The following is a 25,359-nucleotide window of genomic DNA, read 5'->3' on the forward strand; positions in this document are numbered from 1 at the left end:
GACCGGGGACGCGGTCACGCGGAGGTGCCGCCCTCGGCCGGGCGGCCGCCCAGCGGGCCGGGACCGGGGGCCCGCTCCAGCTCGTGGCTGAGCTCCTCCAGCTCGCTGCCGCCCGCCATCTGGCGGGTCAGCTCGTCCAGCGTGACGTCGTCCTTCGTGTGGCTGCCCGCCATGGCTCCCCGCTTGAGCAGCACGAAGCGGTCACCGACGAGGTAGGCGTGGTGCGGGTTGTGCGTGATGAGGACCACGCCGAGTCCCGCGTCCCGGGCGGCGGCGACGTACTTGAGCACCACCCCGGACTGCTTGACGCCGAGCGCGGCGGTCGGCTCGTCCAGGACGAGGACCTTGGCACCGAAGTGGACGGCCCGCGCGATGGCGACGCACTGGCGCTCGCCGCCGGAGAGGGTGCCGATGGGCTGGTCGACGTCGCGCAGGTCGATGCCCATCCGCAGCAGCGCGGAGCGGGTCGTCTCCCGCATCAGCCGGACGTCGAGGCGCTTGAAGGGGCCGGTCCAGGTCGTCGGCTCGGAGCCGAGGAAGAAGTTGCGCCAGACCGGCATCAGGGGGACGACGGCGAGGTCCTGGTAGACCGTGGCGATGCCCCGGTCCAGGGCGTCGCGCGGATTGGCGAGCCGGGTCTCCTCGCCGTCGATGAGGAAGGTTCCCTCGTCGTGCCGGTGCAGCCCTGCGATGATCTTGATCAGGGTGGACTTGCCGGCGCCGTTGTCCCCGAGGACGCAGGAGATCTCGCCGGCGTGGACCTCCAGCGAGACGTCCTGGAGGGCCTTGATGTTGCCGTAGTACTTGCTGACGTGGTCGAGCTCGACCAGCGGCCGCCGGTCGGTGTCCGCCGGCCCGTCCGATGCCTTGGGGGCCGTCATTTCGTCGCCTCCGCGCGCTTGCGTACCCATGCGTTGAGCAGGGTGGCCAGGAGCAGCATGGCTCCGAGGAAGAACTTGAACCAGTCCGGGTTCCACTCCGCGTACACGATGCCCTTGCTGGTCATGCCGAAGATGAAGGCACCGACCGCCGAGCCGATCGCGGAGCCGTATCCGCCGGTGATCAGACAGCCGCCGATGACGGCCGCGATGATGTAGATCAGCTCGTTGCCGACCCCCTCGCCGGACTGCACCACGTCGTAGCTGAACAGCAGGTGCTGGCCGGAGACCCAGGCCGCGAAGGCCACCCCGAGGTAGAGACCGATCTTGGTCCGGATCACCGGGACGCCGACCGCGCGGGCCGCGTCGGCCTCGCCGCCGACGGCGAAGATCCAGTTGCCGAAGCGGGTGCGGATCAGGATCCAGGTGGCAATGGCGACGAGGACGGCCCACCACAGGATGGTCACCTTCAGCTCGACGCCGCCGACCGTCCAGTGCGAGGCGAAGACCTTGCGGGCGGAGTCGAAGCCCTCCATGTTGCCGATGGTCTTCGTCGAGACGGTCCCGCTGATCAGCTTGGTGAATCCCAGGTTCAGACCGGTCAGCATCAGGAACGTACCGAGCGTGATGATGAAGCTCGGCAGTTTCGTGCGGGTCAGCATGAAGCCGTTGAACGCGCCGATGGCGAGCGTGACCAGCAGCGAGACGAAGACGCCCACCCAGACGTTGGCCGTCATCTGGTAGCTGAACATCGACGAGATCAGCGCGGAACTGGTGACCATCACACCGGCGGAGAGGTCGAACTCGCCGCCGATCATCAGCAGCGCCACCGGCGCCGCCATGATGCCGATGGTGGAGGCCGCGTACAGCACCGTGCCGAAGCTGGTGGCGCGCAGGAAGCTGTCGGCGACGATCGCGAAGAAGAGGAAGACGGCCAGCGCGCCGACGACCGAGCCGAGCTCCGGGCGGCCGAGCAGCTTGCGCAGCGGTGAGGTGCGCAGCAGTCGCTCGTCCACCGCGGCGGAGGAGGTACCGGGCCCCGCGGTCATCGGGTTCCCCGGGTCGCGTACTCGGCGAGCTGTGCGGCGTCGTCGGAGGTGATGACCTGCGGACCGGTCAGGACCGGACGGCCGCCGCCGAGGACGTTGCGGTTGTAGCGGTAGAGCCAGAGCAGGTCGATGGCCTCGTACCCCTGGAGGTAGGGCTGCTGGTCGACGGCGAAGCCGAGGGTCTTGGCCTGGAGGTCGGCCGCCACCTTGGCGTTCAGGTCGAACGTGTCGATCTCGGCCTCGCTGCCGGCGGTCTTCTTCGCCTTGACGGCGGCGTCCGCGAAGGGGGCGCCGAGGGTGACGACCGCGTCGATGTCCTTGTCGGCCTGGAGCTTCGCCTCGATGGAGGCCTGGACGTCGGGCATGTTGGTGCCCTCGACGTACAGGTTCTGCATCTGGCCGTCGAAGGTCTTCTTCGCGCCGGCGCAGCGCTGCTCATGGCCGACGTTGCCCTGCTCGTGGAGGATGCACAGGGCCTTCTTGCGGCCCCGCGCGTTGAGCTCGTCGCCGACGGCCTCGCCCGCGATCGACTCGTCCTGGCCGATGTGGGTGAGCGCGCCGTAGCTCTTGGACTCGGCGGAGCCCGAGTTCACCGTGATCACCGGGATGCCGGCCTTGACGGCCTTGGCGACGACGGCCTTCATGGCGTCGGGTTTGGCGAGCGTGACGATCAGGCCGTCGACCTTCTTGTCGATGGCGGCCTGCACGAGCTGGGCCTGCTGCTGCCCCTCGTCGTTGTGCGAGTACAGGAAGTTGATGTTGTCCTTCTCGGACGCCATCTTGGCGCCCTTCTGGACGATGTCCCAGAAGGTGTCGCCGTCGCCCGAGTGGGTGACCATGGCGAACGTCCAGCGGGGCGTGTTCACCGCGGACCGGCCCTCGGATGCGGCCTCGGCCGCACGCTCCTCCGCCCGCTTGCCGCCGGTGCTGCTGCATCCCATGAGGGAGGCCCCGAGCACCGCCGCAAGCACGGCGCCCATCGCACGTACCCCTGTCCGAACCCTTGCCACGACGCCGTGCCCTTCTTGTGCTGCTCGCTGTGCTGCTGGTGGAGCCGGGGCCATGCGTCCCGGCCCGGCTGGGCAAGTATCCCCGAGCCCGGGTCACGGTCGCCCGGCAGGGGCGCGGCACGTGCGTCGGACAGGGACGTGTACGGCGCCGGGGCGGCCGGGTGCGGCCGCCGTCACCGTACGAGTAGCCGAGAAGCCTGTGACACCGTACGAGAGTCGGGGCCCCGTGTCACCGTACGAGGAGCTGGAAATCGAAGGCGTAGCGCGAGGCGCGGTAGAGGTGGGAGGCGAATTCGACCGCCCGGCCGGTGTCGTCGAAGGTGGTGCGCTCCATCGTGAGCAGGGCGGCTCCCCCGCTCTCGCCGAGCGGGCCGGCCTCCTCGGCGGTGGCGAGACGGGCACCCACGGTCTGGCGGGCGCTGTGCAGGGTGATGCCCGCGCCGCGCATCATCCGGTAGAGGCCGGTGGCGGCCGGCCGGTCGCCGGAGAGGTCGAGGAGGCCGGCGGGCAGGTGGTTGCGCAGGAGGGCCAGGGGCTCACCGTCCGCCTCGCGCAGCCGCTCGATGTACTGCACCTCGGCGCCCTCCGCGACGCCCAGCGCCGCGGCGACGGCGGCGGTCGCGGGCCGGGGGGCGTTGGCCAGGACGGTGGTCGAGGGGCGGCGGCCGGCGGCCTCCAGGTCGTCGTACAGGCTGCTGAGTTCGAGCGGGCGTCTGACCTTGCTGTGCAGCACCTGGGTGCCGACGCCGCGGCGGCGGACCAGCAGACCCTTGTCGACGAGCGACTGGATGGCCTGGCGGACGGTGGGGCGGGACAGCCCGAGCCGGGCCGCGAGCTCGATCTCGTTGCCGAGGAGACCACCGGCGGCGAGCCGGCCGTCCTCGATCGCCGCCTCCAGCTGCTGCGCGAGCTGGTAGTAGAGCGGGACGGGGCTGGAGCGGTCCACGCTCAGGTCGAGGGCCGTGGCGTCGGCGGTGGATTTCGGCACGTCGGGAGCGTAACCCGCATGTCCCTAACTCCGGTAGTCCGGTCGTCCTGTTGTCCGGACAGCGGAGTCCCGCAGCCGAGGATCCTCGCGCGGGGTGGCGCGTGGAGTGCGGCCCGGGGCAGCGCGCCGAGCACAGCCCTGCGGTCAACCTGCCGAAATGGACCGCCCTTTGTCAGGACATTCGATTGACATCGTCACGTGTGGACGGCACGTTGGAACCATGCGCATCGGACTCCTCGGCACCGGCCGGATCGGCTCCTTCCACGCGGGCGTCCTCGCCCGGCACCCCGCGGTGGAGGCGTTGGTGGTGGCGGACATCGACCCGGCCCGCGCGGCCGCCGTCGCCGGCCGGACCGGGGCACATGCCGTGACCACGGCGACGGAGCTGTTCGACGCCGGTGTGGACGCCGTGGTGATCGCCTCCGCCACCTCCGCCCACGCCGAGCTGATCGGCCGGGCCGCCCGCGCGTGCCTGCCTGCCTTCTGCGAGAAGCCCGTCGCCCTGGATCTGGCGGGCACCCTCAGGGCGCTGCGCGAGGCGGAGCGTGCGCACAGCGTCCTCCAGCTCGGCTTCATGCGCCGGTTCGACGCCGGATACGCGGCGGCACGCGCAGCGGTGCGTGAGGGGGCGCTCGGCCGGCTGCACACCGTCCGCACGGTGACCTCCGATCCCGCGCCGCCGCCCGCCGCGTATCTGCCGCTCTCCGGCGGGCTGTTCCGGGACTGCTTGATCCATGACTTCGACATGGTGCGCTGGGTGACGGGCCGTGAGGTGGTGCGGGTCTACGCCGCCGGGTCCGACGCCGGGCCCGCGATGTTCCGCACGGCCGGGGACGTCGACACGGCGGCTGCCCTGCTGACGCTCGACGACGGCACCCTGGTCACCGCGACGTCGACCCGCTGCAACGGCGCGGGATACGACGTACGGATGGAGCTCGCGGGTGAGCGCGACCAGATCGCGGTCGGCGTCGACGACCGCACCCCGCTCACCTCCGCCGAGCCGAACGCCCCCGGCGCCCCGGCCGACCCCTGGCCCGGCTTCCTGGAGCGCTTCGCTCCCGCGTACGAGGCCGAACTGGACGCCTTCCTCCGCCTGGTGCGCGGCGAGGCGGCCAATCCGTGCGACGGCCGGGAGGCGCTGAGCGCCCTGCGGGTCGCGGAGGCGTGCGAGGTGTCGCGGCGGGAGCGGCGCCCGGTGGAGCTCACGGAGATCCCGTCCGCCTGACCCCGGGCGCGCTCCGCCTTCGGCTCACCACCTGACGGGCAGCCCCTCCGGCCCCCGTATGAGCATCCCCGTACGCCAGGTCAGCTCGGCCGGGTCCCCGTCCAGCGCCAGCTCCGGACAGCGCTCCAGCAACGACCTCACGGCCACCGCCGCCTCGATACGCGCCAGCGGCGCACCCAGGCAGTAGTGGATGCCGTGGCCGAAGGCCAGGTGCCCGCGGGCGTCCCGGGTGATGTCGAAGCGGTCCGCGTCCGGGTAGCGGTCCGGGTCGCGGTTGGCGTCGGACATCGCGACCAGGACGAGCTCGCCGCCGCCCGGGATCACCGTGCCGCCGATGTCGACGGCTTCGGTGGTGAAGCGGTACGTGGGCGTCTCGACCGGGCCCGCGTAGCGGAGCATCTCCTCCACGGCGTTGTCGATGAGACCGAAGTCCGCCCGCAGCGCGGCCAGTTGCTCCGGATGTGTGAGCAGGGCCAGCACCCCGCCGGAGATCAGGTTGACCGTGGTCTCGTGGCCCGCGACCAGCAGCAGCCAGGCCATGCCCATCAGTTCAGCGGCCGAGAGGCGGTCGCCCTCCTCGTCGGCCGTGTGGATGAGCGCGCTCATCAGGTCGTCGCCGGGCTGCTTCCGCTTGTCGTCGAGCAGTCCGGCGAGGTAGCCGGACATCTCGGCGGTCGCGGTACGCCGTGCTTCACCGTCGATGGAGGACACCACGGTGTTGGACCACTCGCGAAAGGCCCGGCGGTCCAGGAACGGCACTCCGAGCAGTTCGCAGATGACGGACATGGGCAACGGGAAGGAGAGGGACTCGACGAGATCGGTCGCGCGCTCCGGCCGCGCCAGCATGGAGTCGAGCAGTTCGTCCGTCATCTGCTGGACGCGTGGCACGAGTTGCTGCATCCGGCGGGCGGTGAACTCCCGGGTCACGAGTTTACGCAACCGGGTGTGCGCCGGTGCGTCCGAGCTGAGCATGGAGGTCCCTGCGGAGACCTTGCTGACGCCGAGGGCGGGCGAGGCGTTGCTCCACTGCTTGGAGAACCGCTGATCCGCGAGTGCGGCCCTGCCCTCCTCGTAGCCGACGACGAGCCAGGCGACGGTGCCCTCCGGGATGCGGACCCGGTGCACGGGGCCTCGGGCCCGTAAGTCCGCGTACACGGGGAACGGGTCGCGGGTGAACCGCTCGCCGAGCGCCCCCAGGTCGACTATGGCTTCGGTGGTCACAGGGGACTCCTTCAGGTGGCACTCAGCACGGTGCCCTGCGCGACGGCACAGAGCGCTTCGACACCGTCCTCCCCCACGACGAACAGATCACACCGCGCCACCGCCTGCCGACGGCCGGTGTGGACGACCTCCGCCCGCGCGACGAGCGTGGTGCCGGTGGCGGGGCGGAGGTACTGGATGGAGAAGCCGCCGGTCAGCACGGCCGGGCCGAGCGTCGTGCCGGCGGCGAAGGTGAGGGCGTTGTCGGCGGCGTAGGCGAGCACGCCGCCGTGCAGGAATCCGTTCTGCTGCCGCAGTTCCTCACGGCCGGCGATCTCCAGCGTGGCCGCCCCGTCACCGAAGGCGGTGATCCGCGCGCCGACGAGGGCGCTGAACGGCTGGCTGTCGAGCACCTTCTGTGCCATCTGCAGGTCGAGTCCGGTCATGAGCGGGTCCCTTCGGTGTCACCAGCGCACGGGGAGCCTGCGCACCCCGCGGATCAGCATGCCGGGCAGCCAGTCCGGCTCCCCGGCATCCGGGTCGAACATGAGTCCGGGGCAGCGTTCCAGCAGTGTACGGATCGCGATGCGGCCCTCCATCCGGGCCAGCGGCGCGCCCAGGCAGAAGTGGATCCCGTGGCCGAAGGCCAGGTGTCCCTGCGCCTCTCGGCGGATGTCGAAGCGGTCGGGGCCCGGATGGCGTCCGGGGTCGCGGTCGGCGCCGGCCAGGGAGACCAGGACCGGGGCACCGGCGGGGATGGTCCGCGAGCCGATCGTGACGCTCTCCCGGGCGAACCGGAAGGTGGCGTTCTCCACCGGCCCGTCGTAACGGAGCATCTCCTCCACCGCACCGTCCAGCAGCCCGAAGTCGCCGCGCAGGGCCGCGAGCTGTTCGGGGTGGGCGAGCAGGGCCCGTACGCCGTTGGAAATCAGGTTGACCGTGGTCTCGTGGCCCGCGACCAGCAGCAGGAAGGCCATGCCGACCAGTTCGTCGGGCGACAGGGTGTCATCGTCGTCGTACCGTGCGGCGATCAGCGCGCTCAGCAGGTCGTCGCCGGGCGAACAGCGTTTGTCCTCGATCAGTTCGGCGAGGTAGGCGCCCATCGCGCGGACGGCGTCGCCCTCCTCCTGCGCACCGGCCGGGGAGACCACGGCGTTGGACATCACGCGGAAGGCGGCCCGGTCCATGTCGGGTACGCCGATGAGTTCGCAGATGACGGTCATCGGCAGCGGAAAGGCGAGCGCGTCGAGGAGGTCAGCCCGCCCGGCGGGCAGCATCGTGTCGAGCAGTCCGTCGGTGATCTGCTGCACACGGGGGCGCAGCGCCTCGACCCGGCGCGGGGTGAACTCCCGGGAGACGAGCTTGCGCAGGCGGGTGTGGTCCGGCGCGTCCATCTCCAGCATGTTGGCGTTGATGGGGTCGCCCGCGCCCGTCCGGCCGGGAAGCGTCCGCCAGTCCTTGCCGAATCTCTGGTCGGCGAGGACGGCCCGCCCCTCGTCGTAACCGACGACGAGCCAGACCCGGTCGAACTCGTCGGTGCGGACGGTGTGCACCGGACCTTCGGCGCGCAGCTTGGCGTAGTACGGGTACGGATGCGCGGTGAAATCGGCTGCTCCGCGCAGATCCGCGTCGACATCGGACATGGGCCCACCCTCCCTGTCGGATCGGTCCCGTCAGCCTAAGCCGACCGGCGCGGCGGGGACGACGGATTCAGGACAGGCCGGGGTCGGCGTCGTCGTCGAGGAGACCCGCGTCATGGACCAGCAGCGCGATCTGCACCCGGTTGTTGAAGTCCAACTTGGCGAGAATGCGGGACACCTGGGTCTTCACCGTGGCCACGCTCAGATAGAGGGAAGCGGCGATCTCCGCGTTGGACCGGCCCTGCCCGACAGCGACCGCCACCTCGCGCTCCCGCTCGGCCAGCGACGCGATGCGCTGCCGCGCCCGTTCGCCCCGGCCGGCCCGCCCCTCCTGCCCGGAGCCCGCCGCGCGGGCCATCAGCTGCCGGGTGACGGCGGGCGAGAGGACGGGGTCACCGGCCGCCACGCGCCGCACGGAGTCGACGATCCGGGCGGGCGGGGTGTCCTTGAGGACGAAGCCGGCGGCCCCGGCGCGGATGGCGCGCAGCACCTGCTCGTCGGCGTGGAACGTCGTCAGGACGACGACCTCGGGCGCGTCGGGGCGGCCGCGCAGCACCTCGGTCGCGGTCAGCCCGTCCATGACCGGCATCCGGATGTCCATCAGGACCACGTCCGGGCGGAGCCGGTCGACGAGTTCGGCCGCCTCGCTGCCGTCGGCCCCCTCCCCCACGATCTCGATGTCGTCCGCGCCGCCGAGCATGAGGGCGAGCCCCGCCCGGACGAGCGGGTCGTCGTCGACGACGATCAGCCGGACGGGCCGGGAGGCGGGGGGCACGGGAGTCGGGTCGGTCATGAGGACCACGGTAGCCAGGCCCGGACCCCGAACCCGCCGTCAGGTTCAGGTCCGTGGTCGAGGCGGCCCCCGGCGAGGGTGGCCCGCTCGGTCAGGCCGATGAGGCCCTGGCCGGACCCCGGTACGTGCTCGAAGGGTTCGGTGGGGGCCGGGTTGCGCACCTCGACGGTGATTCCCCGGCCCGGGCCGCCGGAGACCGTGACGGTGGCCTCGGTGCCGGGCGCGTGCTTGCGGGCGTTGGTCAGACCCTCCTGGGCGATGCGGTAGACGGTGCGGCCGGTGGCGGCGGGGGCGGCGGCCGGGTCGGCGATGCGGTTGTCGAGGGTGACCGCCATGCCGGCCAGGCGGGATTCGGCGACGAGTGCGTCGAGCGTGGCGAGGGTGGGCTGCGGCCGGTCGCCGTCGCCGTCACGGGGGCTGCGCAGGACCCCGATGATCTCGCGGAGGTCCTGGAGCGCCTCGTGCGCGCTGTCCCGGATGACCCCGGCGGCGCGGGCGACTTCGGCCGGGGGCGCGTCGGGGCGGAATTCGAGGGCGCCGGCGTGGACGCTGAGCAGGGTCAGCCGGTGGGCGAGGACGTCGTGCATCTCGCGGGCGATGTCCTCGCGGGCCAGCCGCTGCGCCCGCTCGGCACGGAGCCCGGCCTCGGTCTCGGCCCGCCGGGCGCGCTCGCGCAGGGTGACGACGAGCTGGCGCCGGGACCGTACGACCATGCCCCAGCTGAGCGCGAGCAGGGCCATCAGCAGCCCGATGACGGTGGACTCCATGAACGAGGAGGCCGGGTCGGGGCGCAGGTAGGGCTGTACGGGGGTGAGGAGCAGGGCTGCGGCGCCGACGAGGACCACGGGGCGGAACGGCCGGTGGACCGCCACGCTGAACAGCGCCACCAGCTGGGCGCCCGCCGCGACGGGCTCCACGATGGTCAGGAGCGTCAGGACCACGGCGAGGCCGACCGGCCACCGCCGCCGGACCCACAGCGCGCAGCAGGCCGCCGCGCCGACGATCGAGTCGACGAAGACGAAGGCGTCGGGGGTGGTCGGATCGGCGTCGATCGCGTCGATGACCGCCAAGCCGATGCCCGCCGCGCAGAGGAACGCCGTGATGTCGACGGCCCAGTCCCGCACGGTGCGGCGCGTCCGGCCGCCCCGGTCGCCCGGCAGCTCGGGATCGGCCATCGCCGAGGGCAGCAGCCAGGGGTATTCGGTACGCGTCATGTCGCCCAAGCTACGCAGCCGGGACGGGGCTCGGGGCCGTCCCCGGCGCCGGAGCGACCGAAGTCGCGGAAGTGGAGACTTTCGGACCCGGCGCGCAGACCACCGGCCGACGCGGCACCCGTGGACGGTCCGCCAGGCTCGCCGCCATGAAGAGATTCTGCGAGACGGTCGGCTTCCTGGTCTTCGTCCAGGGCGCCGCCGGGCTGCTCCACGAATGGCTCGACCGGTTCCGCTTCTTCAGCGTGGTGGGACGGCTGCCGTTCGTCGGCGATCACACGTTGTTCGCCTGCATCGTGCTGGTGGTGACGGGGGTCGCCGTCATGATCGCAGCGGACTCGATCAAGGAGTGACGGGGTCCGCGCTGCGTCGCCCCCAGGCCGTACCGGCCAGCACCAGTACGGCGCCCGCGACCCCGAGGACTCCCAGGCGTTCGCCGCCGATCGCGATCCCGACGGCGGCGGCCCAGAGCGGTTCCGTACCGAGCAGCAGGCTGACCCGGGACGGCGAGGTGCGGCGTACGGACCACATCTGCACGAAGAACGCGAAGAGCGTGCAGAACACCGACAGGAACAGCAGCCCGCCCCATTCCCGCACGCCGAACCCGGCGGCGACCGACCACGGTGACTCCCCGGTGCCGGGGGCTGCGGCCAGCAGGGCGAAGACGGCGACGGCACTGCCGAGCTGGACGGTCGTGAGCGACAACGAATCCGCCGACTGAACGGCCTTGATGCGCGCCATGAGCAGGACGTGCAGGGTGCGGGCGAGTGCGGCGACCAGCATCAGCAGATCGCCCGCCGAGGGGCTGGTGAATCCGCCGCCCTGGGTCAGGAGCACCACTCCGGCGACGGAGAGTCCGGCGGCCGAGACGAAGGCCCCGGTCGGCCTGGTGCGGGTCACGGCGGCCTCGGCGAGCGGGGTGAAGATCATGGTGAGGCTGATGATGAGCCCGGCGTTGGTGGCCGAGGTGTGCACGATGCCGTACGTCTCCACCAGGAAGATCCCGCTGAGTACGAGGCCCAGCATTCCCGCGCCCCGCCACTGGGCCGCGCTCAGCGCCCGCAGCCGGGACCAGCCGGCGATCACCAGAACGGGCAGCACGACGGCGAACCGCAGCACGAGGACGGCGATGACGGTCTGCGACGTGGTGATGCCCTTGGCGGCCAGATAGCTGGAGCCCCACACCACGGCGACGAGCAGTACGGGCAGATCGGTCAGCCACGCACGGCGCGACGGGGCGAGGAGGGGCACGGCGACAGAGGACACCCGGAACTCCTGGTTCTCCACGGTGATGGTGTGGAGACCTCACTGGCTCGCACGCGGATCGGTCACGCTACCGGTCGCCCTCCTGCCCTGGCGAGCCCGTGGGCCTGCGCGACCACCCCGCGACCGGCCTTCGGAATTTGATAGCACGACCGTTCGCACAGTTGTATCGTCGCCTGTATCCGGCGCGGACGGCTGTGCCGAACCATCGAAGGGGCACGCGTGTCACACACCCTCTGGAGCACGGCATGGCAGGACGGCTCGGCCGCCGCGTCGCCGGCCCTCGCCACCGACGTGGTCGTCTCCGTCACCGAATTCGTCACTCACCGCCCCTGGACCACCCTCTCCGTCGGGGCGGCCGGCATGCGGCTGCGCCGCACCTGGCCGCGGACGCCCGGCGCGGTCGGCATGTGGCTGTGGGCGGATATCGGCCCCCGGATGAACCGCTCGGGGTCGATCACGGTCTGGACCGCCCGCGAGCACCTGATGGGCTTCGTCGCGCGCCCCGACCACCGGCGCGTCGTGCAGACGTACCGGGACCGGGGCACCTTGCGCTCGGCCACCTGGAACACCCCGTTCACCAGCCGCACCGCGCTGCGCGAGTCCGCCTGGCGCCTGCTCTCCGGCGCCGCCCCGTGGCCCGCCTCCGCGGCCTGAGCCCGCCCGGCTCCCCCTCCCCGTCCAGGCACACCTCGCGAAAGGGAAACCGGACCATGGACCTCGTCCAGCTCGACCGGATCGCAGTACTGGAATCCGTCCGCCTCGTGGAGCACGCGGGCCCCGGCGACTGGGACCGGCCCACCCCGTGCGACCGCTGGACCCTGCGGCTCCTCGTGGAGCACATGGGCGCCCAGCACATCGGATTCGCCGCCGCCGCACGGGGCGAGGGGGCCGACCCGGCCGCCTGGGAACCCCGGCCGGCCGGCGACGATCCGGTCACCTGGTACCGCGGGACGGCACACGCCCTCGTGGACGGCTTCGCGCGACCGGGCGTACTGAATGGGCGGTTCACGCTCCCGGAGATCGACGCGGAGACCACGTTCGCCGCGACCACCGCGATCGGGTTCCACTTCATCGACTACGTCGTGCACTCCTGGGACGTGGCGGCCACGCTCGGCGTGCGCACCGCCCTCCCGCCGGCCGTCGTCGACGCCGCCCTGCCCCTCGCCCGGCGCGTGCCGGGCGGGGCGCGGCGCGAACAGCCGGGGGCGGCCTTCCGCCCGGCGCGGGATCGCGGCGAGGGCGCCGGAGCCGACGGATCCGGCACCCTGGGGCTCATCCTGACCACGCTCGGCCGCTCTCCTAAGTGGGCTCCACCGCTGGGCGGTTGGCCCGGTTCAGCATGACGGAGCCGCACCGGCGTCGGCGTCCATTTCCCGCCGGTATCCGGCGCGCCGAACGACTTTGCTTGTTCCTGTCAGCACGACCGGCAAGGAACAGGAACCCCTCATGAACAGCAGCATCAGCACGAACCGCACCGCGCTCGTCACCGGCGGCAGCCGGGGCATCGGTGCCGCGACCGCCCTGCGGCTCGCCCGGGACGGCGCCGACGTGGCGCTGACCTACGTGCGGGACGAGGAGGCCGCCCAGGAGGTCGTACGGAAGATCGAGGCGGGCGGCCGCCGCGCCATCGCCCTGCGGGCGGACTCGGCCGACCCGGAGGCCGTCCCCGCGGCGGTGCACCGGGCGGCGGAGACGTTCGGCCGGCTCGACATCCTGGTCAACAACGCGGGCATCGGCGTCCTCGGCCCGATCGACTCCCTCACCGACGCCGATGTCGACCAGGTACTCGCCGTCAACGTCCGGGCGGTCTTCCTGGCCTGCCGGGCGGCGGCCGGCGTCCTGGAGCAGGGGGGCCGGATCATCTCCGTCGGCACGGCCCTGAGCCGGTACGCGGGTGGTCCCGGCGGCACGCTGTACGCGATGAGCAAGTCGGCCCTGTCCGGGCTGACCAAGCCGCTCGCCCGCGAACTCGGCCCGCGCGGCATCACGGTCAATCTGGTCCAGGCCGGCGCGGTCGACACCGACATGAACCCGGCCGACGGCCCGTTCGCCGCCGGGCAGCGCGCCGCCAACGCGCTGGACCGGTTCGGGACGACGGGTGAAGTGGCCGCGCTGATCGCCTACTTGGCGAGTGACGAGGCGGCGTACATCACCGGTGCGGAAATGGTCGTGGACGGTGGCCACGCGGCCTGAGCGTGGCAGGGTGGCGGGACGGCGATCCCGCCCCGCCGACGACCCCGCCCCGAGGAGGCCCTCATGTCCGCGCCGGGTGAAGAGGACGACCGACCGCTGTACGAGCAGTTCGGATTCCGTATCGCCCGGCGCGGATACGACCGCGACCAGGTCGAGGCCTACATCACCCGGCTCCGCGGCGGCGCCCCGCCCGCCGGGCCCGTGGGGTTCGACCTGGTCCGGCGCGGCTACGAGCGGGGCCGGGTGGACGAGGTCATCGCACGGCTGCACCACGAGGCGGGCTCTCCCGGGCAGGCCTGAGGGCTGTCCCGTAATCCCTGGCGGGCGCACGACGACAGCTACGGCACCTCTCCCCCGTAGCCTCAACGGCACGGGGGCACCCCCTCCGTTGTCGGAACGCCCGAATACATCCAGTATGCGGACGCCCCTCCGCCTTGCGACGCACCGCATCCGACGCCGCGCGCTGATCCACCAGGGATTACGGGACAGCCCCTAGGCTGGCCGGGCAGCGATCCGTACGGAAGGGACGACCATGCCCGCGACCCCGGCCCACCCCCTCAACGACGGCCGCACACTGCCCGCGGTCGGACTCGGCACCTGGCCACTGGACGACGACGCGGCCGAAGAAGCGGTGGCCGGGGCGCTGGGCCTCGGCTACCGGCTCGTCGACACCGCCCTGAACTACGGCAACGAGACCGGTACGGGGCGCGGCATCGCCCGCAGCGGCGTCCCGCGCGAGGACGTCTTCGTCACCACCAAGGTGCCGGGCAGGCACCACGGTTACGAGAAGACCCTCGCCTCGTTCGAGGAGTCACGCCGCAACCTCGGTCTGGCCTACGTGGACCTCTATCTCATCCACTGGCCGCTGCCCCGCGTCGATCTGTACGTGGACACGTGGCGGGCGCTGATCCGGCTGCGCGCGGACGGGCTCGTGCGGTCCATCGGAGTCTCCAACTTCACCGCCGGCCACCTGGCGCGCCTGGAGGAGGAGACGGGGGTGCTGCCCGCCGTCAACCAGATCGAGATGCACCCGCGGCTGCCGCAGGAGGAGCTGCGGGCCGTGCACGACGCCAAGGGCATCGTCACGGAGAGCTGGAGCCCACTGGGGCGCGGCCGTGATCTGCTGGCCGACCCGGAGCTCGTCTCTGTCGCCGGGGCGCACGGGGTGACACCGGGGCAGGCCGTGCTGCGCTGGCACACCCAGTTGGGCGCCGTGCCGATCCCGAAGTCGGCCGACCCGGGACGGCAGCGCGAGAACCTCGATCTGTTCGGCTTCGAGCTCACGCCGGACGAGCTGGCCCGCATCTCGGCCGGTCCGCACGAGCGCTTCGGCGGGGACCCCGAGGTGCACGAGGAGTTCTGAGCGGGGACGCCGGGCCGGACCGCGCCCCCTACGACCTCGGCTGCACCTCGGCCATGCGGGACCAGCCCTCGCCCGGGACCTCGACGTTGATGATCTCGGGCACCTCCGCCACCAGGCCGGCCATCGTGTCCATCGCCGCCGCGAAGTGCGCCGACCGCACGTGCGCCGCGCCGGCCTCGGGGGACGCGAACGCCTCCAGCAGGACGAACTGGTCCGGGTTCTCGACGCTGTAGGACCAGTCGAAGAACACGTTGCCGGGCTCCTGCCGGGTGGCGAGGGTGAACTCCTGGACGGCCGGCAGCCAGTTGTCGCGCTCGGCGGTGCGCACGGTGAACTTGACGGCGATGAAGATCATGGCGACTCCTGTGGGGGTGTGCGGGCACCCGGGCAGGGCACCGCATCCCTACGCTATCGCCCGAATACGGACAGGCTGCGGCAGGGGCGGTGCGGCCGCCCCCGGGACTCAGCCGCCCAGCTCTGCGTGGCGGGCCGCCAGCCGTGCCGCACCCTGTGCGGTCAGCGAGCCGAAGAGCCGCAGCCGCGAGATGCCGCCGTCCGGGTAGATGTCCATGCGGACCTCAGCGGCCCGTACGGCCTCCGGCAGGACGAAGCGGTGGTTGGTGTCGGGTTGCAGCCGGGTCCTGGGCAGCACCTCGGTCCAGTCGCCGCTGCCCGTGTCGCGGGCCGAAAGGCAGGCCCAGCCCGCCGAGTTGCCCTTCAGGTACGCGGTGTCGATCTCGACGGCACGGATCTCCGCCTCCTCGACGAGGTGGTAGTGGATCCAGTCGTTGCCCCGGTCGCGCCGGCGGCGGGTCTCCCAGCCGTCGTCCATCTTGTGGGAGCGGCCGGGCTGGATGGTGTTCGTCGCCGGGGAGTAGAAGCGGTCGGAGGCGTCCTCGACCCGGCCGCCGTTCTCCAGGGCGAGAAGGTCGAAGGTGCCGAGCGCCGTCAGCCAGGCGGGGTCGGGGGCCACTTCGCCGTACACCCGGAGCCGGGCTATGCCGCCGTCGGGATGCTGGTTGACCCGCAGGTGGGTGAAGCGCCTCACCGCGTCGACGGCGAAACCGTTGGCCGCGTGGCCGCCGACCGCCGTACGGGGGACGAGCGTCGTCCACTTCACGTCGGGCGCGCAGAGGTCCTCGGGGGAGGGTGAGCCGGGCAGGGAGACGGCTTCGACGGAGACCGCCTGCGGGTAGTTGCCGCGGAAGTGGGCGGTGTCGACGACGATGCCGCGTACGACACCGGGTGCGCCGAGCCGGACGAGCGCCCAGTCGTGGTCATCGGCCGTGGGGTGGGGCTGTGCGGCGCTCACGCCGCGGCGGCGGCGGGTCTCCCAGCCGTCCATGATCTTGCCCTTGTGCCCGAAGTGCTCGGGGTCGAAGTGCGCGGGCTCCGGCTTCAGCAGGTTCTCGCGCTCGGCGAAGAACTCGTCGTTGGCGGCGATCACACCGGCGCCGAGCCGCCGGTCGGCGAGGTCGACGAGGTGGGTGAAGGAGAAGTCTGCGGTGCGGTAGTCGGCGTACGGGTCGCCGCCGCCGTACGGGTTCGCGTCGCCGGTGAAGTGCGTGGTCGCCGTCATCGTCAGTTGTTCCTTGTCTGGAGGCGGCCGGTGGGGGGCTCGGCGAGGGTGCCTTCGGAGGCGATCCGTACACCGCGCAGCCACGTCGACCGCACGACGCCGTGCAGGGTCCGGCCGGCGTACGCGGTGACCTGGTTGCGGTGGAAGAGCTCTGCCGGGTCGACGGTGAAGGTGGCGTCGGGCGCCAGGACCGCGAAGTCGGCGTCGCGGCCGGGTGTGATCGCGCCCTTGTGGTGCAGCCCGGCCAGCTCTGCGGGGGCGGCCGACATCCAGCGGACGACGTCGTCGAGCGAGTGGCCGCGCCTGCGGGCCTCGGTCCAGATCGCGGGCAGTCCGAGCTGGAGGGAGGAGATGCCGCCCCAGGCGGAGGCGAAGTCCGGCGTCTTGAGGTCGGTGGTGCAGGGCGAGTGGTCGGAGACGATGCAGTCGATGGTGCCGTCGGCGAGCCCCTGCCACAGGGTGTCCTGGTTGGCGGCCTCGCGGATGGGCGGGCAGCACTTGAACTCGGTGGCCCCGTCGGGGACTTCCTCGGCGGTGAGGGTGAGGAAGTGCGGGCAGGACTCGACGGTGACGCGGACGCCCTCGCGCTTGGCTGCGGCGATCAGCGGCAGTGCGTCGCTGGAGGAGAGGTGCAGGACGTGAATCCGCGCGTCCAGCCGCTTCGCGTGGGCGATGAGCCCTTCGATGGCGGTGTTCTCGGCGTCACGGGGCCGGGACGCGAGGAAGTCGGCGTAGGCGGGGCCGCCGCGCTGCGGCGCGGTCGCCAGGTGGTGCGGGTCCTCCGCGTGCACGATCAGGAGGCCGCCGAAGCCCGCGATCTCCGCCATCGACCGGGCCAGCTGCTCCTGGTCCAGTTCGGGGAACTCCTCCACGCCGGACGGCGAGAGGAAGCACTTGAAGCCGAACACCCCGGCCTCGTACAGCGGGCGCAGATCCTTGACGTTCGAAGGGATCGCACCGCCCCAGAAGCCGGTGTCGACGTGCACCTTGGGCTCGGCCACCCGCTGCTTGACGCGCAGGTGTTCGACGGTGGTGGTCGGCGGGAGCGAGTTGAGCGGCATGTCGAGCAGCGTGGTGATCCCGCCGGCCGCGGCGGCTCGGGTAGCGGTGTAGAACCCTTCCCACTCGGTGCGGCCGGGGTCGTTCACATGGACGTGCGTGTCCACGAGACCGGGCAGCAGGACGTCGTCGCCGAAGTCCTCGACCCGGGCACCCGGCGGCGTCTCGGCGTCGTGGGGCAGGACGGCGTCGATCGTCCCGCCGGCGACGTGGACCGCGGCGGGCCGTGTGCCCCCGGGGGTGACGACGCGCGTCGAGCGCAGTACCAGCTTCACGTCCGTACCGGACACCCGTGCTCCTCACTTCATGAATTCAACGAACTGTTGAAGGAGTCTTCACTCGGGAATGCGACCCGTCAAGACCCCATCCTCCGCTCGGGACGCCCAGCCGACCACACGCAGCTTCGACTAGAGGTTTCCACAAAGTAAAAGACCAATTTCGGACTGCGGAATGTAGAATGGGCCAGACCAGGCGCCGCACGGACCGTCGAACCGACCCGGACACCCGGACAAACGAGCCCTGACCGGCCAGAACGGGGCCCTTGGACAGTGGGCCGATCGGGAAGTGCCCGGTAGGCTGCTGCCTTGCTCTTCCGCTTCGAAAGGACCGTTGACGTGCCGCCGTCCCACGCCAGCACTTCCGACTCCAAGCCCGCCGGCTCCAGCGGCGGTGTGCAGTCGCTCGAGCGCGCCTTCGATCTGCTGGAGCGGATGGCCGATGCCGGGGGCGAGGTCGGCCTGAGCGAGCTCTCCGCGAGCAGCGGTCTGCCGCTGCCCACCATTCACCGGCTGATGCGCACGCTCGTGGTCTGCGGTTACGTACGCCAGCAGCCCAACCGGCGCTACGCCCTGGGCCCACGCCTGATCCGGCTCGGCGAGTCCGCCGCGCGACTGCTCGGCACCTGGGCCCGCCCGTATCTGGCCCGGCTCGTCGAGGAGACGGGCGAGACGGCCAACATGGCGCTGCTCGACGGGGACGAGATCGTGTACGTGGCGCAGGTGCCGTCCAAGCACTCGATGCGCATGTTCACCGAGGTGGGCCGCCGGGTGCTGCCGCACTCCACCGGCGTCGGCAAGGCGCTGCTGGCGCACACCTCGCCGGACGAGGTGCGGGCCCTGCTCGCGCGGACCGGGATGCCGGCCGCCACCGAGAAGACGATCACCACACCCGACGGATTCCTGGACGCCCTGGAACAGGTCCGCAGGGTCGGGTACGCGGTGGACGACAACGAGCAGGAGATAGGGGTCCGCTGCCTCGCGGTCCCGGTTCCCGACTCTCCCACCTCCGCGGCGATTTCGATCTCCGGTCCGGCGGGCCGCGTGACCGAGGCAGCCACCGAGCGCATCGTGCCGATCCTCCAGCAGGCCGCCAAGGAACTGTCCGAGGCGCTGGCCAGCAGCGGGTCGGCGAGCTGAGACGGGCTATCACCCGGGTGCGTGGACAGACCCCGTACTCGGATGCCGTACCCGCCGGCCGGCAAGCGGGACACCCTTCTAACGGAGCGCCGGCGGGAATCCCTGGGGGGCGGCGATCGAGGTGACGGCGTTCGTGGTTCTGTCCATCTGTACGTAGCTCGCCTCGTGTTCGACCCCTTCAGGTACGAGGTGCTCGAGGTCGGCCGAGTTGGTCGACATTCTGCCGTAGGTGCTGACCGTGAAGGTGACTCCGTACCAGGTCGGCGAGCTCGGATTGGCCTGCGCATGGTTCGTGCACATGAGCAGCATCCTCTTCAGCGGCTCTTCGAACTGGCGGTTGAAGTTGTCGTTCGTGCTGTCGGTCATGGGCGTGAGGTTCTCCGACACTCCATGGCCGCCCAAGTTGTCGTTCCACAGGTGCCCCTTGACCCAGCCGCCGCTGTCCCGCGCGTTCAGCTCATTGACAAGCGTGCACTCGGCGGCACCGGGACGTGAACCCCCGTACGAGTTCGCGGGTGCGTTGACACTCGGCCCCAACGTGACCGTGACGCTGGTCCCGCCCACCCGCTGGAGGGGGCCGCCGTTGCCCTGCGGACCGAAGGCGGGGCCGCTCCAGACCGGCGGGTGCCGGTCCCAGGCCGGGAGCGGCAGACTCCCCGTGGCCCCTCGCGTACTGACACGCTGGAGAGGCACGTCCGTGTCCGTGTTCGCCCGGCTTCGGCGCTCTTCCACCGGCAACCCGGTCCGGGAGGACAGGTTCATCGCGCGGGTGGCACTCGCCTCGGCCTCTCGCTCGAAACGGTCGCCGGGGTCGGAGACCTTGAGGCCGTTTCCGTTGTCGGTGCCGGCGACGGGACCTCGGCGCTGTTGGATGACGTGGGTGAGTTCGTGGGCGAGGGTGTGTCTGTCGCCGCCGCCTTGACCTATGACGATGTGGTCGCCGCTGGTGTAGGCGCGGGCGCCGACCGCCGCGGCGGACGCCCGGGCGGTCGTGTCGTCGTGGATCCGGACGCCGGAGAAGTCCGCGCCGAGCCGGTTCTCCATGTCGGTGCGTGTGGCGTCGTCCAGGGACCGCCCTGGCGCCCGCAGGACGTCGCGGACGGCGGAACGCTGCACCGCGGCTGTCACCTCTTCGTTCTGCTGGTCGGCACAGCCCGCGGTGTGCTGCTCCTGGGCCGAGGGGTGCCCGGCTCGGCGGAGCATCTGGACCACGGCGGCGTTACCGACGGTGGCGTGCATGCCCAGCAGACCGCGCCTCGGCGAGGGCGACGGTGTGCGGGCCGCGGCACGGCCGGTACCGGCTCTGGTGTCCAGGGCGTTCTCGTGATCACGCAAGGGGGACTCGCCTCCGGAGGTTCGTCGAATCCTCCTGCATACGCCGTAAGGAACCACTGGTGCCAGGCCCGGGTGGGCAGTATCGGCTGTCCGCCGGGGCAGCGCCGGCCGTCCTGCCGGCCGGGCATGAGGCTCGGGCCGGCCTCGCCCTCGAAGCCGCTCGAGTGGATCCGGCACGGCCCGGCGCGGCGTTCCGGCCCCCTTCCGTCGTACCCGCCCCCCCGGCACGTCCGCTCAGACCGGTGCCGGGACGGTCAGCCTGCCGTCCCGCATCGTGACGGTCCGGTCCACCCGGTCCAGATGGTTCCGGTCGTGGGTGACCAGGACGGTCGCCGTGGACCGCTGCCGGGTCAGCGAGACGAGGAGGTCGAGCACCGCCGCTCCCCGTTCGTGGTCCAGGGCGCTGGTCGGTTCGTCGACGAGCAGGACCGCCGGGTCGTTCATCAGGGCCCGCGCGATGTTGATCCGCTGGCGCTGCCCGCCCGAGAGCTGGTGGGGCCGGCGATCGGCCTTGTCGGCGAGACCGACCGCGTCGAGGAGCTCCAGCGCCCGGGGCCGGGCGGTGCGCGCCGCACGGCCCGACAGGTGCGTCATCACCTGGAGCTGTTCGGCGGCGGTCAGCGACGGCAGCAGGTTGGGCTGCTGGAAGACGATGCCGATCCGTTCGCGGCGCAGCGCCGCCTTGTCCGCCCGGCCGAGCCCGGCCGTGTCCGTACCGGCGATGACGACGGCGCCCTCGTCGGGTGTGACCAGGGTGGCCGCCACGGCGAGCAGACTCGACTTGCCGGAGCCGGAGGGGCCTACGACGGCGGTGAGGGTGCCCGCCGGCACATCGAGCGCGACCCGGTCCAGGGCGGTGAGCCGGCTGTCGCCGTCGGGGTAGGTGAGCGTGATGTCGGTGAGGGTGAGGGTCATCGGGCACTTCCCAGTGCGGTGAGTGGGTCGACGGCGGTGATCCGCCGGATGGACAGGGCCGCGCCGACCGCGCCGAGGGCGATCATGACGGCGGCCGGGACGAGGACGGTCGACGCCTCCAGGACGAAGGGCACGGCCCCGCCGCTGACCAGCGCACCGATGCCGGAGGCGAGCGCGGTGCCCGCTCCCGTACCGATGGCGAGCATCACCACGGCCTGTCCGAGTGCGTCCCGCAGCAGGTACGGCGTGGAGGCACCCAGTGCCTTGAGGACGGCGACGTCGCCGCTGCGCTGGATCGTCCAGACGGTGAAGAAGGCGCCGATCACCAGGGCGGAGATGGCGAAGAGGAAGCCGCGCATCAGCTGGAGGGAGCCGTTCTCGGCCTGGTAGGAGCCGATGGCGGTGAGGGAGCCGTCGATCGTGAGCGTGCTGGTGCCCACCGCGCGGTCGCCGGCCGCCAGATCGGCGCCGTCGGTGGTGGTCAGGGCGACCACGGTGGCGGTTTCCGCACCGCCCCCGTCGGCCCCGAAGCGCTGCCAGTCGGCGAGCGCGGTCCACACGACCGGCGTATGGCTGTACGAGGCGTCGCCGGCGACCGCCGCGACGGTGACCTCGTCGCCGCCGAGCCGCAGCCGGTCACCGGCGCCGGCCGCCAGGTCCTCGGCGGCCTGCTCGGAGAGCACGACCTCGCCCGGGCCGACCGGGGCCCCCGACGGCGCCAGGCCGCTGCCCGGCTCGACGCCGAACGCCGAGACGGCCGCCGTCCGCTCCCCCGCCACCGCGGCGGCGTTCAGCGTGCGGATGCCGAGCGGCTGCGCCGCGGTGACCCCGGGCCGCTTCGCCCAGCTCTGCCAGGCGGTCTCCCGGACGGTGGAACTGGTGAAGGACACCGACTGACCGTCGGGCGGGGCGGCGAACGCGATGTGGTCGGCGTTCAGCCCCGTGACGGCCGAGGCGTTCTCCCGGGCCAGTCCGGCCGTGAGGCCGGACAGCAAGCCCACGAGCAGCGTGATCAGCACCACGACCGTGCCCATGAGCGCGAACCGGCCCTTGGCGAACCGAAGATCTCTCCATGCGACGAACATGACTCCAGCCTCGGTTTTCCCCGCCGCCGAAACATCGCCCGCGGGCCGGTCCCGACATCAACCTTTCGATTGACCGGCCCCGCGCACCCCGCGTCTACGCTGGACGAATCATGGAAACGCGTGTCCATCCTCCGGTCGCCGCCGCGCTGCGGCTGTGTCTGCACGCCCTGCTGCTGGGGCTGCTGGCGCTCGCCGCCGTCCAGGCCGTGAATGACGCGGCCCCGCACGCCGGGGCCGTCGTCGCGGTCGCGGGAGTGCTGGCGGCGGTGTACGCGGCGGGGGCACTGGCCCCGTCGGTCCAGCCCCGCACGCGGGCGGGGGCGGTCTGGCTCGCGGTGCTGTGGGTGCTCTGGCTGGTGCTGCTCGTCCTGTCTCCGGACGCGCTGTGGCTGGCGTTCCCGCTCTACTTCCTCCAGCTGCACCTGCTGCCCATCCGCTGGAGCCTGCCCGCCGTGGTCATGACGGCGGCGGCCGCCATCATCAGTTTCCTGCTGCACGGCGAGACGGTCACCCCCGGCACGTTCATCGGCCCGCTGCTCGGGGCAGCGGTCGCGGTCGCCACGGTCCTCGGGTACGACGCGCTGTTCCGCGAGAGCGAGCGGCGCCGCGAGCTCATCGAGGAGCTCGTCTCGACGCGCGCGGAGCTGGCCGAGGCGGAGCGCACCGCCGGGACCCTCGCCGAACGGGAGCGGCTGGCCCGCGAGATCCACGACACCCTCGCGCAGGGCCTCTCCAGCATCCAGTTGCTGCTGCGCGCCGCCGAGCGCACCCTTCCCTCGGACGCCCCCGCCGCCGGCCATGTCCGCCGGGCCCGCGAGGCCGCCCAGGACAATCTCGCCGAGGCCCGTCGCTTCGTACGCGCCCTGACGCCGCCCGATCTGGAGAACGGCTCCCTGGCCGCCGCCCTGGAGCGGCTCTCGGCCCGCACCACGACGCCCGGCCTCACCGTGCAGTTCGCCGTGAGCGGTACCCCGGTGGAACTGCCCACCCCCTACGAGGTGGCGCTGCTGCGTACCGCTCAGTCCGCGCTGGCCAACACCCTGCAGCACGCGGACGCGCGGCGGGCGGAGATCACCCTCAGCTTCATGGACACCTCGGTGGCACTGGACGTGGTCGACGACGGCCACGGCTTCACGGACGACTCCGCCGCGAGCACGGGCACCGGGACCGGCGGCTTCGGCCTGCCGGCCATGCGGTCCCGGGCCCGTTCGCTGGGCGGCACCCTGAGCGTCGAATCGGCGCCCGGTCAGGGCACGGCCGTTGCCCTGACCCTGCCGCTGCCGCTCCCCGACCGCCGGACCGGACAGGACGCCGCATGACCGACACCACGCCGATCCGGCTGCTGCTCGCCGACGACCACCCGGTGGTACGGGCGGGCCTGCGGGCCGTCCTCGACACCGAGCCGGACTTCCGCGTCGTCGCCGAGGCCGACACCGCGGAACGGGCGGTGGCCCTCGCCGCGACGGGTGAGTTCGACGTCGTCCTGATGGACCTGCAGTTCGGTGCGGGACTGCACGGCTCGGAGGCGACCGCCGCGATCACGGCGGCGCCGGACGGGCCCCGCGTGCTGATCCTGACGACGTACGACAGCGACGCCGACATCCTGGCGGCGGTGGAGGCGGGCGCGGCCGGCTACCTGCTCAAGGACGCCCCGCCGGAGGAGCTGGCCGCCGCGGTCCGTACGGCCGCGGCCGGCCGCTCCGCCCTGGCGCCCGCCGTCGCGCACCGGCTGATGGACCGGATGCGGATGCCGGCCCAGGCCCTCACCAAGCGCGAGCTGGAGGTCCTGCGACTGGTCGGCGAGGGCCTGTCGAACCTCCAGATCAGCAAGAAGCTCTTCCTCAGCCAGGCGACGGTGAAGTCCCACCTCGTGCACATCTACGCCAAGCTGGGCGTGGACTCACGCACGGCGGCCGTGGCGGCGGCGACGGCCCGCCGACTCATCCGACGTTGAAAGACGTCCCCCGCTTCAGCGCCGGGGCGGCTCGCCGAACAGATCCACCGCGATCCGTACGTCCCTGAGTGCCGACGCCAGCGCGCTGACCGAACCGACCGCCCCCGCGATCAGCAGCAGCGACCGGCGGAGCCGGGGGATCTCGGGCGCGCCACCGGCCGCCATCGCGTCCAGTGCGGCGAGCTCGTCCTCGGCGATCGCGCGGTCCGGGAACTCCGCGGGATGTCCGGCCAGCTCACGGCGGAGCCGGGAGACGGCCGTACGCAGCTCCGTCACTCTCGGGTCCTCACCACTGCTGGTCACCCGCGCCTGCCCCACGCTCTTCAACAAAGCTCTCCCCCTCGCACATCTTTGTGCTGGTGTTCCGACCGAGCCCCGTACCGTGGTCAAGTGTCCGGGGATGCGGGCAAGTTAACGCCATGACAGGTGCCCGGCGCCACTCCACCGACGGAACACGGAGTGTCCCGCGCATGGACGCGGCCCGGCGGACCGGTCGGGTGCGTGCGGGAACGGGCCGCCCGGTGTATCCAGGCGGAATGACAAGCACACCGCGCACCCCCTCCCCTCCCTCCCCGTCCGCCTCCCCCGTCATCGCCGGCCTCCTCCTCGCGGCGGGCGGCGGGCGCAGGCTGGGCGGGCGTCCGAAGGCCCTGCTGGAACACCGCGGCCGCCTGCTGGCCGACCATGCGGTGGGCACCCTTCGGGAGGGCGGCTGCGGCCCGCTCCATGTGGTGCTCGGCGCGGCGGCCGACGAGGTGCGGGCACGCGCCGAGTTGTCGGGGTGCACGGTGAGCGTCAACCCGGAGTGGACCGAGGGAATGGGTTCCTCGCTGCGGTCGGGGCTCGCCGCTCTCGCGGCCGGTGGCACGGACGTGGACGCGGTGGTCGTACTCCTGGTCGACCAGCCCGGCATCGGCGCCGAGGCCGTGGCCCGGGTGCGGGCGGCGTACCGCTCGCGCACGAGCCTGGCGGCGGCCTCGTACGGCGGGGAGCGCGGTCACCCCGTGCTGTTCGGGGCCGATCTGTGGACGGACATCGCGGCCGGGGCGGTGGGCGATCAGGGGGCCCGGGCGTATCTGCGGGCACACCGCGATGCGATCACGCTCGTCGAGTGTTCGGATGTGGCCCAGGCGTACGACATCGACACGGCGGAGGACCTGACGCACCTCGAGTAAGCGCACTGGCACGCTGCGCCAGCAGG

The 25,359-nt window shown here is 72.2% G+C and carries 28 protein-coding genes; 11 read left to right on the forward strand and 17 right to left on the reverse strand.

Annotated features, from left to right (window positions below; genetic code table 11):
• Positions 1–14 precede the first annotated feature (14 nt).
• The 4 genes from ACFYPA_RS04965 to ACFYPA_RS04980 all read right to left on the reverse strand — a co-directional run bounded on the left by ACFYPA_RS04965 (position 15) and on the right by ACFYPA_RS04980 (position 3,925).
• Entirely contained in the window at positions 15–881 is an 867-nt protein-coding gene (locus ACFYPA_RS04965) for an ATP-binding cassette domain-containing protein (protein WP_359319074.1), read from the reverse strand.
• Complete coding sequence (locus tag ACFYPA_RS04970; protein WP_359082022.1) at positions 878–1,927, reverse strand: ABC transporter permease; 1,050 nt, start codon at positions 1,925–1,927, stop codon at positions 878–880. The genes ACFYPA_RS04965 and ACFYPA_RS04970 overlap by 4 nt, the downstream gene beginning before the upstream one ends.
• Positions 1,924–2,907: a substrate-binding domain-containing protein gene (locus ACFYPA_RS04975; RefSeq protein ID WP_359082021.1), complete on the reverse strand. Its 984-nt coding sequence runs from the start codon at positions 2,905–2,907 to the stop codon at positions 1,924–1,926. The genes ACFYPA_RS04970 and ACFYPA_RS04975 overlap by 4 nt, the downstream gene beginning before the upstream one ends.
• 259 nt (positions 2,908–3,166) lie before the next feature.
• Positions 3,167–3,925, reverse strand: a complete 759-nt coding sequence (locus ACFYPA_RS04980; RefSeq protein WP_389129548.1) for a GntR family transcriptional regulator — start codon at positions 3,923–3,925, stop codon at positions 3,167–3,169.
• Between the two features lie 220 nt (positions 3,926–4,145).
• Here ACFYPA_RS04980 and ACFYPA_RS04985 point away from each other — a divergent pair, with 220 nt between their 5' ends.
• The gene (locus tag ACFYPA_RS04985; RefSeq protein WP_389129551.1) at positions 4,146–5,150 is read left to right on the forward strand and encodes a Gfo/Idh/MocA family oxidoreductase; all 1,005 of its coding nucleotides are present in this window, start codon (positions 4,146–4,148) and stop codon (positions 5,148–5,150) included.
• 24 nt (positions 5,151–5,174) lie between these two features.
• Here ACFYPA_RS04985 and ACFYPA_RS04990 read toward each other — a convergent pair whose 3' ends face one another.
• From ACFYPA_RS04990 to ACFYPA_RS05010, 5 genes are all read right to left on the reverse strand, one after another.
• Entirely contained in the window at positions 5,175–6,371 is a 1,197-nt protein-coding gene (locus ACFYPA_RS04990) for a cytochrome P450 (protein WP_359082018.1), read from the reverse strand.
• Positions 6,372–6,382: 11 nt separating this feature from the next.
• Entirely contained in the window at positions 6,383–6,796 is a 414-nt protein-coding gene (locus ACFYPA_RS04995; RefSeq protein ID WP_359082017.1) for a PaaI family thioesterase, read from the reverse strand.
• A gap of 18 nt (positions 6,797–6,814) precedes the next feature.
• Positions 6,815–7,993, reverse strand: coding sequence for a cytochrome P450 (locus tag ACFYPA_RS05000; RefSeq protein ID WP_359082016.1), 1,179 nt, complete (start codon positions 7,991–7,993; stop codon positions 6,815–6,817).
• Positions 7,994–8,060: 67 nt separating this feature from the next.
• Complete coding sequence (locus ACFYPA_RS05005) at positions 8,061–8,783, reverse strand: response regulator transcription factor (protein ID WP_359319079.1); 723 nt, start codon at positions 8,781–8,783, stop codon at positions 8,061–8,063.
• Positions 8,780–9,997, reverse strand: coding sequence for a histidine kinase (locus ACFYPA_RS05010; protein ID WP_359319081.1), 1,218 nt, complete (start codon positions 9,995–9,997; stop codon positions 8,780–8,782). Before ACFYPA_RS05010 ends, ACFYPA_RS05005 begins: the two co-directional genes overlap by 4 nt.
• Before the next feature lie 146 nt (positions 9,998–10,143).
• Between ACFYPA_RS05010 and ACFYPA_RS05015 the strand changes: the two genes are divergently transcribed.
• The gene (locus ACFYPA_RS05015) at positions 10,144–10,347 is read left to right on the forward strand and encodes a hypothetical protein (RefSeq protein ID WP_359319083.1); all 204 of its coding nucleotides are present in this window, start codon (positions 10,144–10,146) and stop codon (positions 10,345–10,347) included.
• Here the strand turns inward: ACFYPA_RS05015 and ACFYPA_RS05020 are convergent.
• Positions 10,337–11,260: a DMT family transporter gene (locus ACFYPA_RS05020; RefSeq protein WP_359319084.1), complete on the reverse strand. Its 924-nt coding sequence runs from the start codon at positions 11,258–11,260 to the stop codon at positions 10,337–10,339. The genes ACFYPA_RS05015 and ACFYPA_RS05020 overlap by 11 nt on opposite strands.
• 219 nt (positions 11,261–11,479) lie before the next feature.
• Here ACFYPA_RS05020 and ACFYPA_RS05025 point away from each other — a divergent pair, with 219 nt between their 5' ends.
• The 5 genes from ACFYPA_RS05025 (at position 11,480) to ACFYPA_RS05045 (ending at position 14,816) form a co-directional block, all read left to right on the forward strand.
• On the forward strand, positions 11,480–11,914 hold the full coding sequence (locus ACFYPA_RS05025) for a hypothetical protein (protein ID WP_359082011.1): 435 nt from the start codon (positions 11,480–11,482) through the stop codon (positions 11,912–11,914).
• A 56-nt stretch (positions 11,915–11,970) separates the two neighbouring features.
• Positions 11,971–12,603 (forward strand): TIGR03086 family metal-binding protein, encoded by a 633-nt coding sequence (locus tag ACFYPA_RS05030; RefSeq protein WP_389129558.1) that lies wholly within the window; start codon positions 11,971–11,973, stop codon positions 12,601–12,603.
• A gap of 103 nt (positions 12,604–12,706) precedes the next feature.
• Positions 12,707–13,453, forward strand: a complete 747-nt coding sequence (locus ACFYPA_RS05035; protein ID WP_359082009.1) for an SDR family oxidoreductase — start codon at positions 12,707–12,709, stop codon at positions 13,451–13,453.
• Between the two features lie 63 nt (positions 13,454–13,516).
• Positions 13,517–13,753, forward strand: coding sequence for a hypothetical protein (locus ACFYPA_RS05040; RefSeq protein ID WP_359319087.1), 237 nt, complete (start codon positions 13,517–13,519; stop codon positions 13,751–13,753).
• Positions 13,754–13,985: 232 nt separating this feature from the next.
• A complete protein-coding gene (locus tag ACFYPA_RS05045) occupies positions 13,986–14,816 on the forward strand; it encodes an aldo/keto reductase (protein ID WP_389129560.1) in 831 nt (276 codons plus the stop codon).
• A gap of 28 nt (positions 14,817–14,844) precedes the next feature.
• Here ACFYPA_RS05045 and ACFYPA_RS05050 read toward each other — a convergent pair whose 3' ends face one another.
• From ACFYPA_RS05050 to allB, 3 genes are all read right to left on the reverse strand, one after another.
• Entirely contained in the window at positions 14,845–15,171 is a 327-nt protein-coding gene (locus tag ACFYPA_RS05050; RefSeq protein ID WP_359082006.1) for a putative quinol monooxygenase, read from the reverse strand.
• 108 nt (positions 15,172–15,279) lie between these two features.
• A complete protein-coding gene (alc, locus tag ACFYPA_RS05055) occupies positions 15,280–16,395 on the reverse strand; it encodes an allantoicase (RefSeq protein ID WP_389129562.1) in 1,116 nt (371 codons plus the stop codon).
• Positions 16,396–16,397: 2 nt separating this feature from the next.
• Positions 16,398–17,744 (reverse strand): allantoinase AllB, encoded by a 1,347-nt coding sequence (allB, locus tag ACFYPA_RS05060; protein ID WP_359319091.1) that lies wholly within the window; start codon positions 17,742–17,744, stop codon positions 16,398–16,400.
• A 324-nt stretch (positions 17,745–18,068) separates the two neighbouring features.
• Between allB and ACFYPA_RS05065 the strand changes: the two genes are divergently transcribed.
• The gene (locus ACFYPA_RS05065; protein ID WP_359082003.1) at positions 18,069–18,869 is read left to right on the forward strand and encodes an IclR family transcriptional regulator; all 801 of its coding nucleotides are present in this window, start codon (positions 18,069–18,071) and stop codon (positions 18,867–18,869) included.
• A gap of 78 nt (positions 18,870–18,947) precedes the next feature.
• Here ACFYPA_RS05065 and ACFYPA_RS05070 read toward each other — a convergent pair whose 3' ends face one another.
• The 3 genes from ACFYPA_RS05070 to ACFYPA_RS05080 all read right to left on the reverse strand — a co-directional run bounded on the left by ACFYPA_RS05070 (position 18,948) and on the right by ACFYPA_RS05080 (position 22,204).
• The gene (locus tag ACFYPA_RS05070; protein WP_359082002.1) at positions 18,948–20,204 is read right to left on the reverse strand and encodes a DUF4157 domain-containing protein; all 1,257 of its coding nucleotides are present in this window, start codon (positions 20,202–20,204) and stop codon (positions 18,948–18,950) included.
• Positions 20,205–20,438: 234 nt separating this feature from the next.
• Entirely contained in the window at positions 20,439–21,119 is a 681-nt protein-coding gene (locus ACFYPA_RS05075; RefSeq protein ID WP_359082001.1) for an ABC transporter ATP-binding protein, read from the reverse strand.
• On the reverse strand, positions 21,116–22,204 hold the full coding sequence (locus tag ACFYPA_RS05080) for an ABC transporter permease (RefSeq protein WP_389129567.1): 1,089 nt from the start codon (positions 22,202–22,204) through the stop codon (positions 21,116–21,118). Before ACFYPA_RS05080 ends, ACFYPA_RS05075 begins: the two co-directional genes overlap by 4 nt.
• Before the next feature lie 110 nt (positions 22,205–22,314).
• Here ACFYPA_RS05080 and ACFYPA_RS05085 point away from each other — a divergent pair, with 110 nt between their 5' ends.
• On the forward strand, positions 22,315–23,523 hold the full coding sequence (locus tag ACFYPA_RS05085) for a sensor histidine kinase (protein WP_389129570.1): 1,209 nt from the start codon (positions 22,315–22,317) through the stop codon (positions 23,521–23,523).
• On the forward strand, positions 23,520–24,158 hold the full coding sequence (locus tag ACFYPA_RS05090; protein WP_359081998.1) for a response regulator transcription factor: 639 nt from the start codon (positions 23,520–23,522) through the stop codon (positions 24,156–24,158). The genes ACFYPA_RS05085 and ACFYPA_RS05090 overlap by 4 nt, the downstream gene beginning before the upstream one ends.
• 15 nt (positions 24,159–24,173) lie before the next feature.
• Here the strand turns inward: ACFYPA_RS05090 and ACFYPA_RS05095 are convergent, their stop codons facing one another.
• Positions 24,174–24,488 carry a DUF5955 family protein gene (locus ACFYPA_RS05095; RefSeq protein ID WP_359081997.1) on the reverse strand — a complete coding sequence of 105 codons (315 nt, stop codon included), beginning with the start codon at positions 24,486–24,488 and terminating at the stop codon, positions 24,174–24,176.
• Positions 24,489–24,694: 206 nt separating this feature from the next.
• Between ACFYPA_RS05095 and ACFYPA_RS05100 the strand changes: the two genes are divergently transcribed.
• Positions 24,695–25,333 (forward strand): NTP transferase domain-containing protein, encoded by a 639-nt coding sequence (locus ACFYPA_RS05100; protein WP_389129573.1) that lies wholly within the window; start codon positions 24,695–24,697, stop codon positions 25,331–25,333.
• The last annotated feature ends 26 nt before the right edge of the window (positions 25,334–25,359 follow it).

The organism is Streptomyces sp. NPDC005775, from assembly GCF_042871565.1.
Lineage (GTDB): Bacteria > Actinomycetota > Actinomycetes > Streptomycetales > Streptomycetaceae > Streptomyces.

Bases quoted from the DNA above. Each gene is read 5' to 3' on its own strand.
- ACFYPA_RS04965 (WP_359319074.1), bottom strand. From the start codon at position 881: ATGACGGCCCCCAAGGCATCGGACGGGCCGGCGGACACCGACCGGCGG.
- ACFYPA_RS04970 (WP_359082022.1), bottom strand. From the start codon at position 1,927: ATGACCGCGGGGCCCGGTACCTCCTCCGCCGCGGTGGACGAGCGACTG.
- ACFYPA_RS04975 (WP_359082021.1), bottom strand. From the start codon at position 2,907: ATGGGCGCCGTGCTTGCGGCGGTGCTCGGGGCCTCCCTCATGGGATGC.
- ACFYPA_RS04985 (WP_389129551.1), top strand. From the start codon at position 4,146: ATGCGCATCGGACTCCTCGGCACCGGCCGGATCGGCTCCTTCCACGCG.
- ACFYPA_RS04995 (WP_359082017.1), bottom strand. From the start codon at position 6,796: ATGACCGGACTCGACCTGCAGATGGCACAGAAGGTGCTCGACAGCCAG.
- ACFYPA_RS05000 (WP_359082016.1), bottom strand. From the start codon at position 7,993: ATGTCCGATGTCGACGCGGATCTGCGCGGAGCAGCCGATTTCACCGCG.
- ACFYPA_RS05005 (WP_359319079.1), bottom strand. From the start codon at position 8,783: ATGACCGACCCGACTCCCGTGCCCCCCGCCTCCCGGCCCGTCCGGCTG.
- ACFYPA_RS05010 (WP_359319081.1), bottom strand. From the start codon at position 9,997: ATGACGCGTACCGAATACCCCTGGCTGCTGCCCTCGGCGATGGCCGAT.
- ACFYPA_RS05015 (WP_359319083.1), top strand. From the start codon at position 10,144: ATGAAGAGATTCTGCGAGACGGTCGGCTTCCTGGTCTTCGTCCAGGGC.
- ACFYPA_RS05030 (WP_389129558.1), top strand. From the start codon at position 11,971: ATGGACCTCGTCCAGCTCGACCGGATCGCAGTACTGGAATCCGTCCGC.
- ACFYPA_RS05035 (WP_359082009.1), top strand. From the start codon at position 12,707: ATGAACAGCAGCATCAGCACGAACCGCACCGCGCTCGTCACCGGCGGC.
- ACFYPA_RS05040 (WP_359319087.1), top strand. From the start codon at position 13,517: ATGTCCGCGCCGGGTGAAGAGGACGACCGACCGCTGTACGAGCAGTTC.
- ACFYPA_RS05045 (WP_389129560.1), top strand. From the start codon at position 13,986: ATGCCCGCGACCCCGGCCCACCCCCTCAACGACGGCCGCACACTGCCC.
- ACFYPA_RS05050 (WP_359082006.1), bottom strand. From the start codon at position 15,171: ATGATCTTCATCGCCGTCAAGTTCACCGTGCGCACCGCCGAGCGCGAC.
- alc (WP_389129562.1), bottom strand. From the start codon at position 16,395: ATGACGGCGACCACGCACTTCACCGGCGACGCGAACCCGTACGGCGGC.
- ACFYPA_RS05075 (WP_359082001.1), bottom strand. From the start codon at position 21,119: ATGACCCTCACCCTCACCGACATCACGCTCACCTACCCCGACGGCGAC.
- ACFYPA_RS05080 (WP_389129567.1), bottom strand. From the start codon at position 22,204: ATGTTCGTCGCATGGAGAGATCTTCGGTTCGCCAAGGGCCGGTTCGCG.
- ACFYPA_RS05085 (WP_389129570.1), top strand. From the start codon at position 22,315: ATGGAAACGCGTGTCCATCCTCCGGTCGCCGCCGCGCTGCGGCTGTGT.
- ACFYPA_RS05090 (WP_359081998.1), top strand. From the start codon at position 23,520: ATGACCGACACCACGCCGATCCGGCTGCTGCTCGCCGACGACCACCCG.
- ACFYPA_RS05100 (WP_389129573.1), top strand. From the start codon at position 24,695: ATGACAAGCACACCGCGCACCCCCTCCCCTCCCTCCCCGTCCGCCTCC.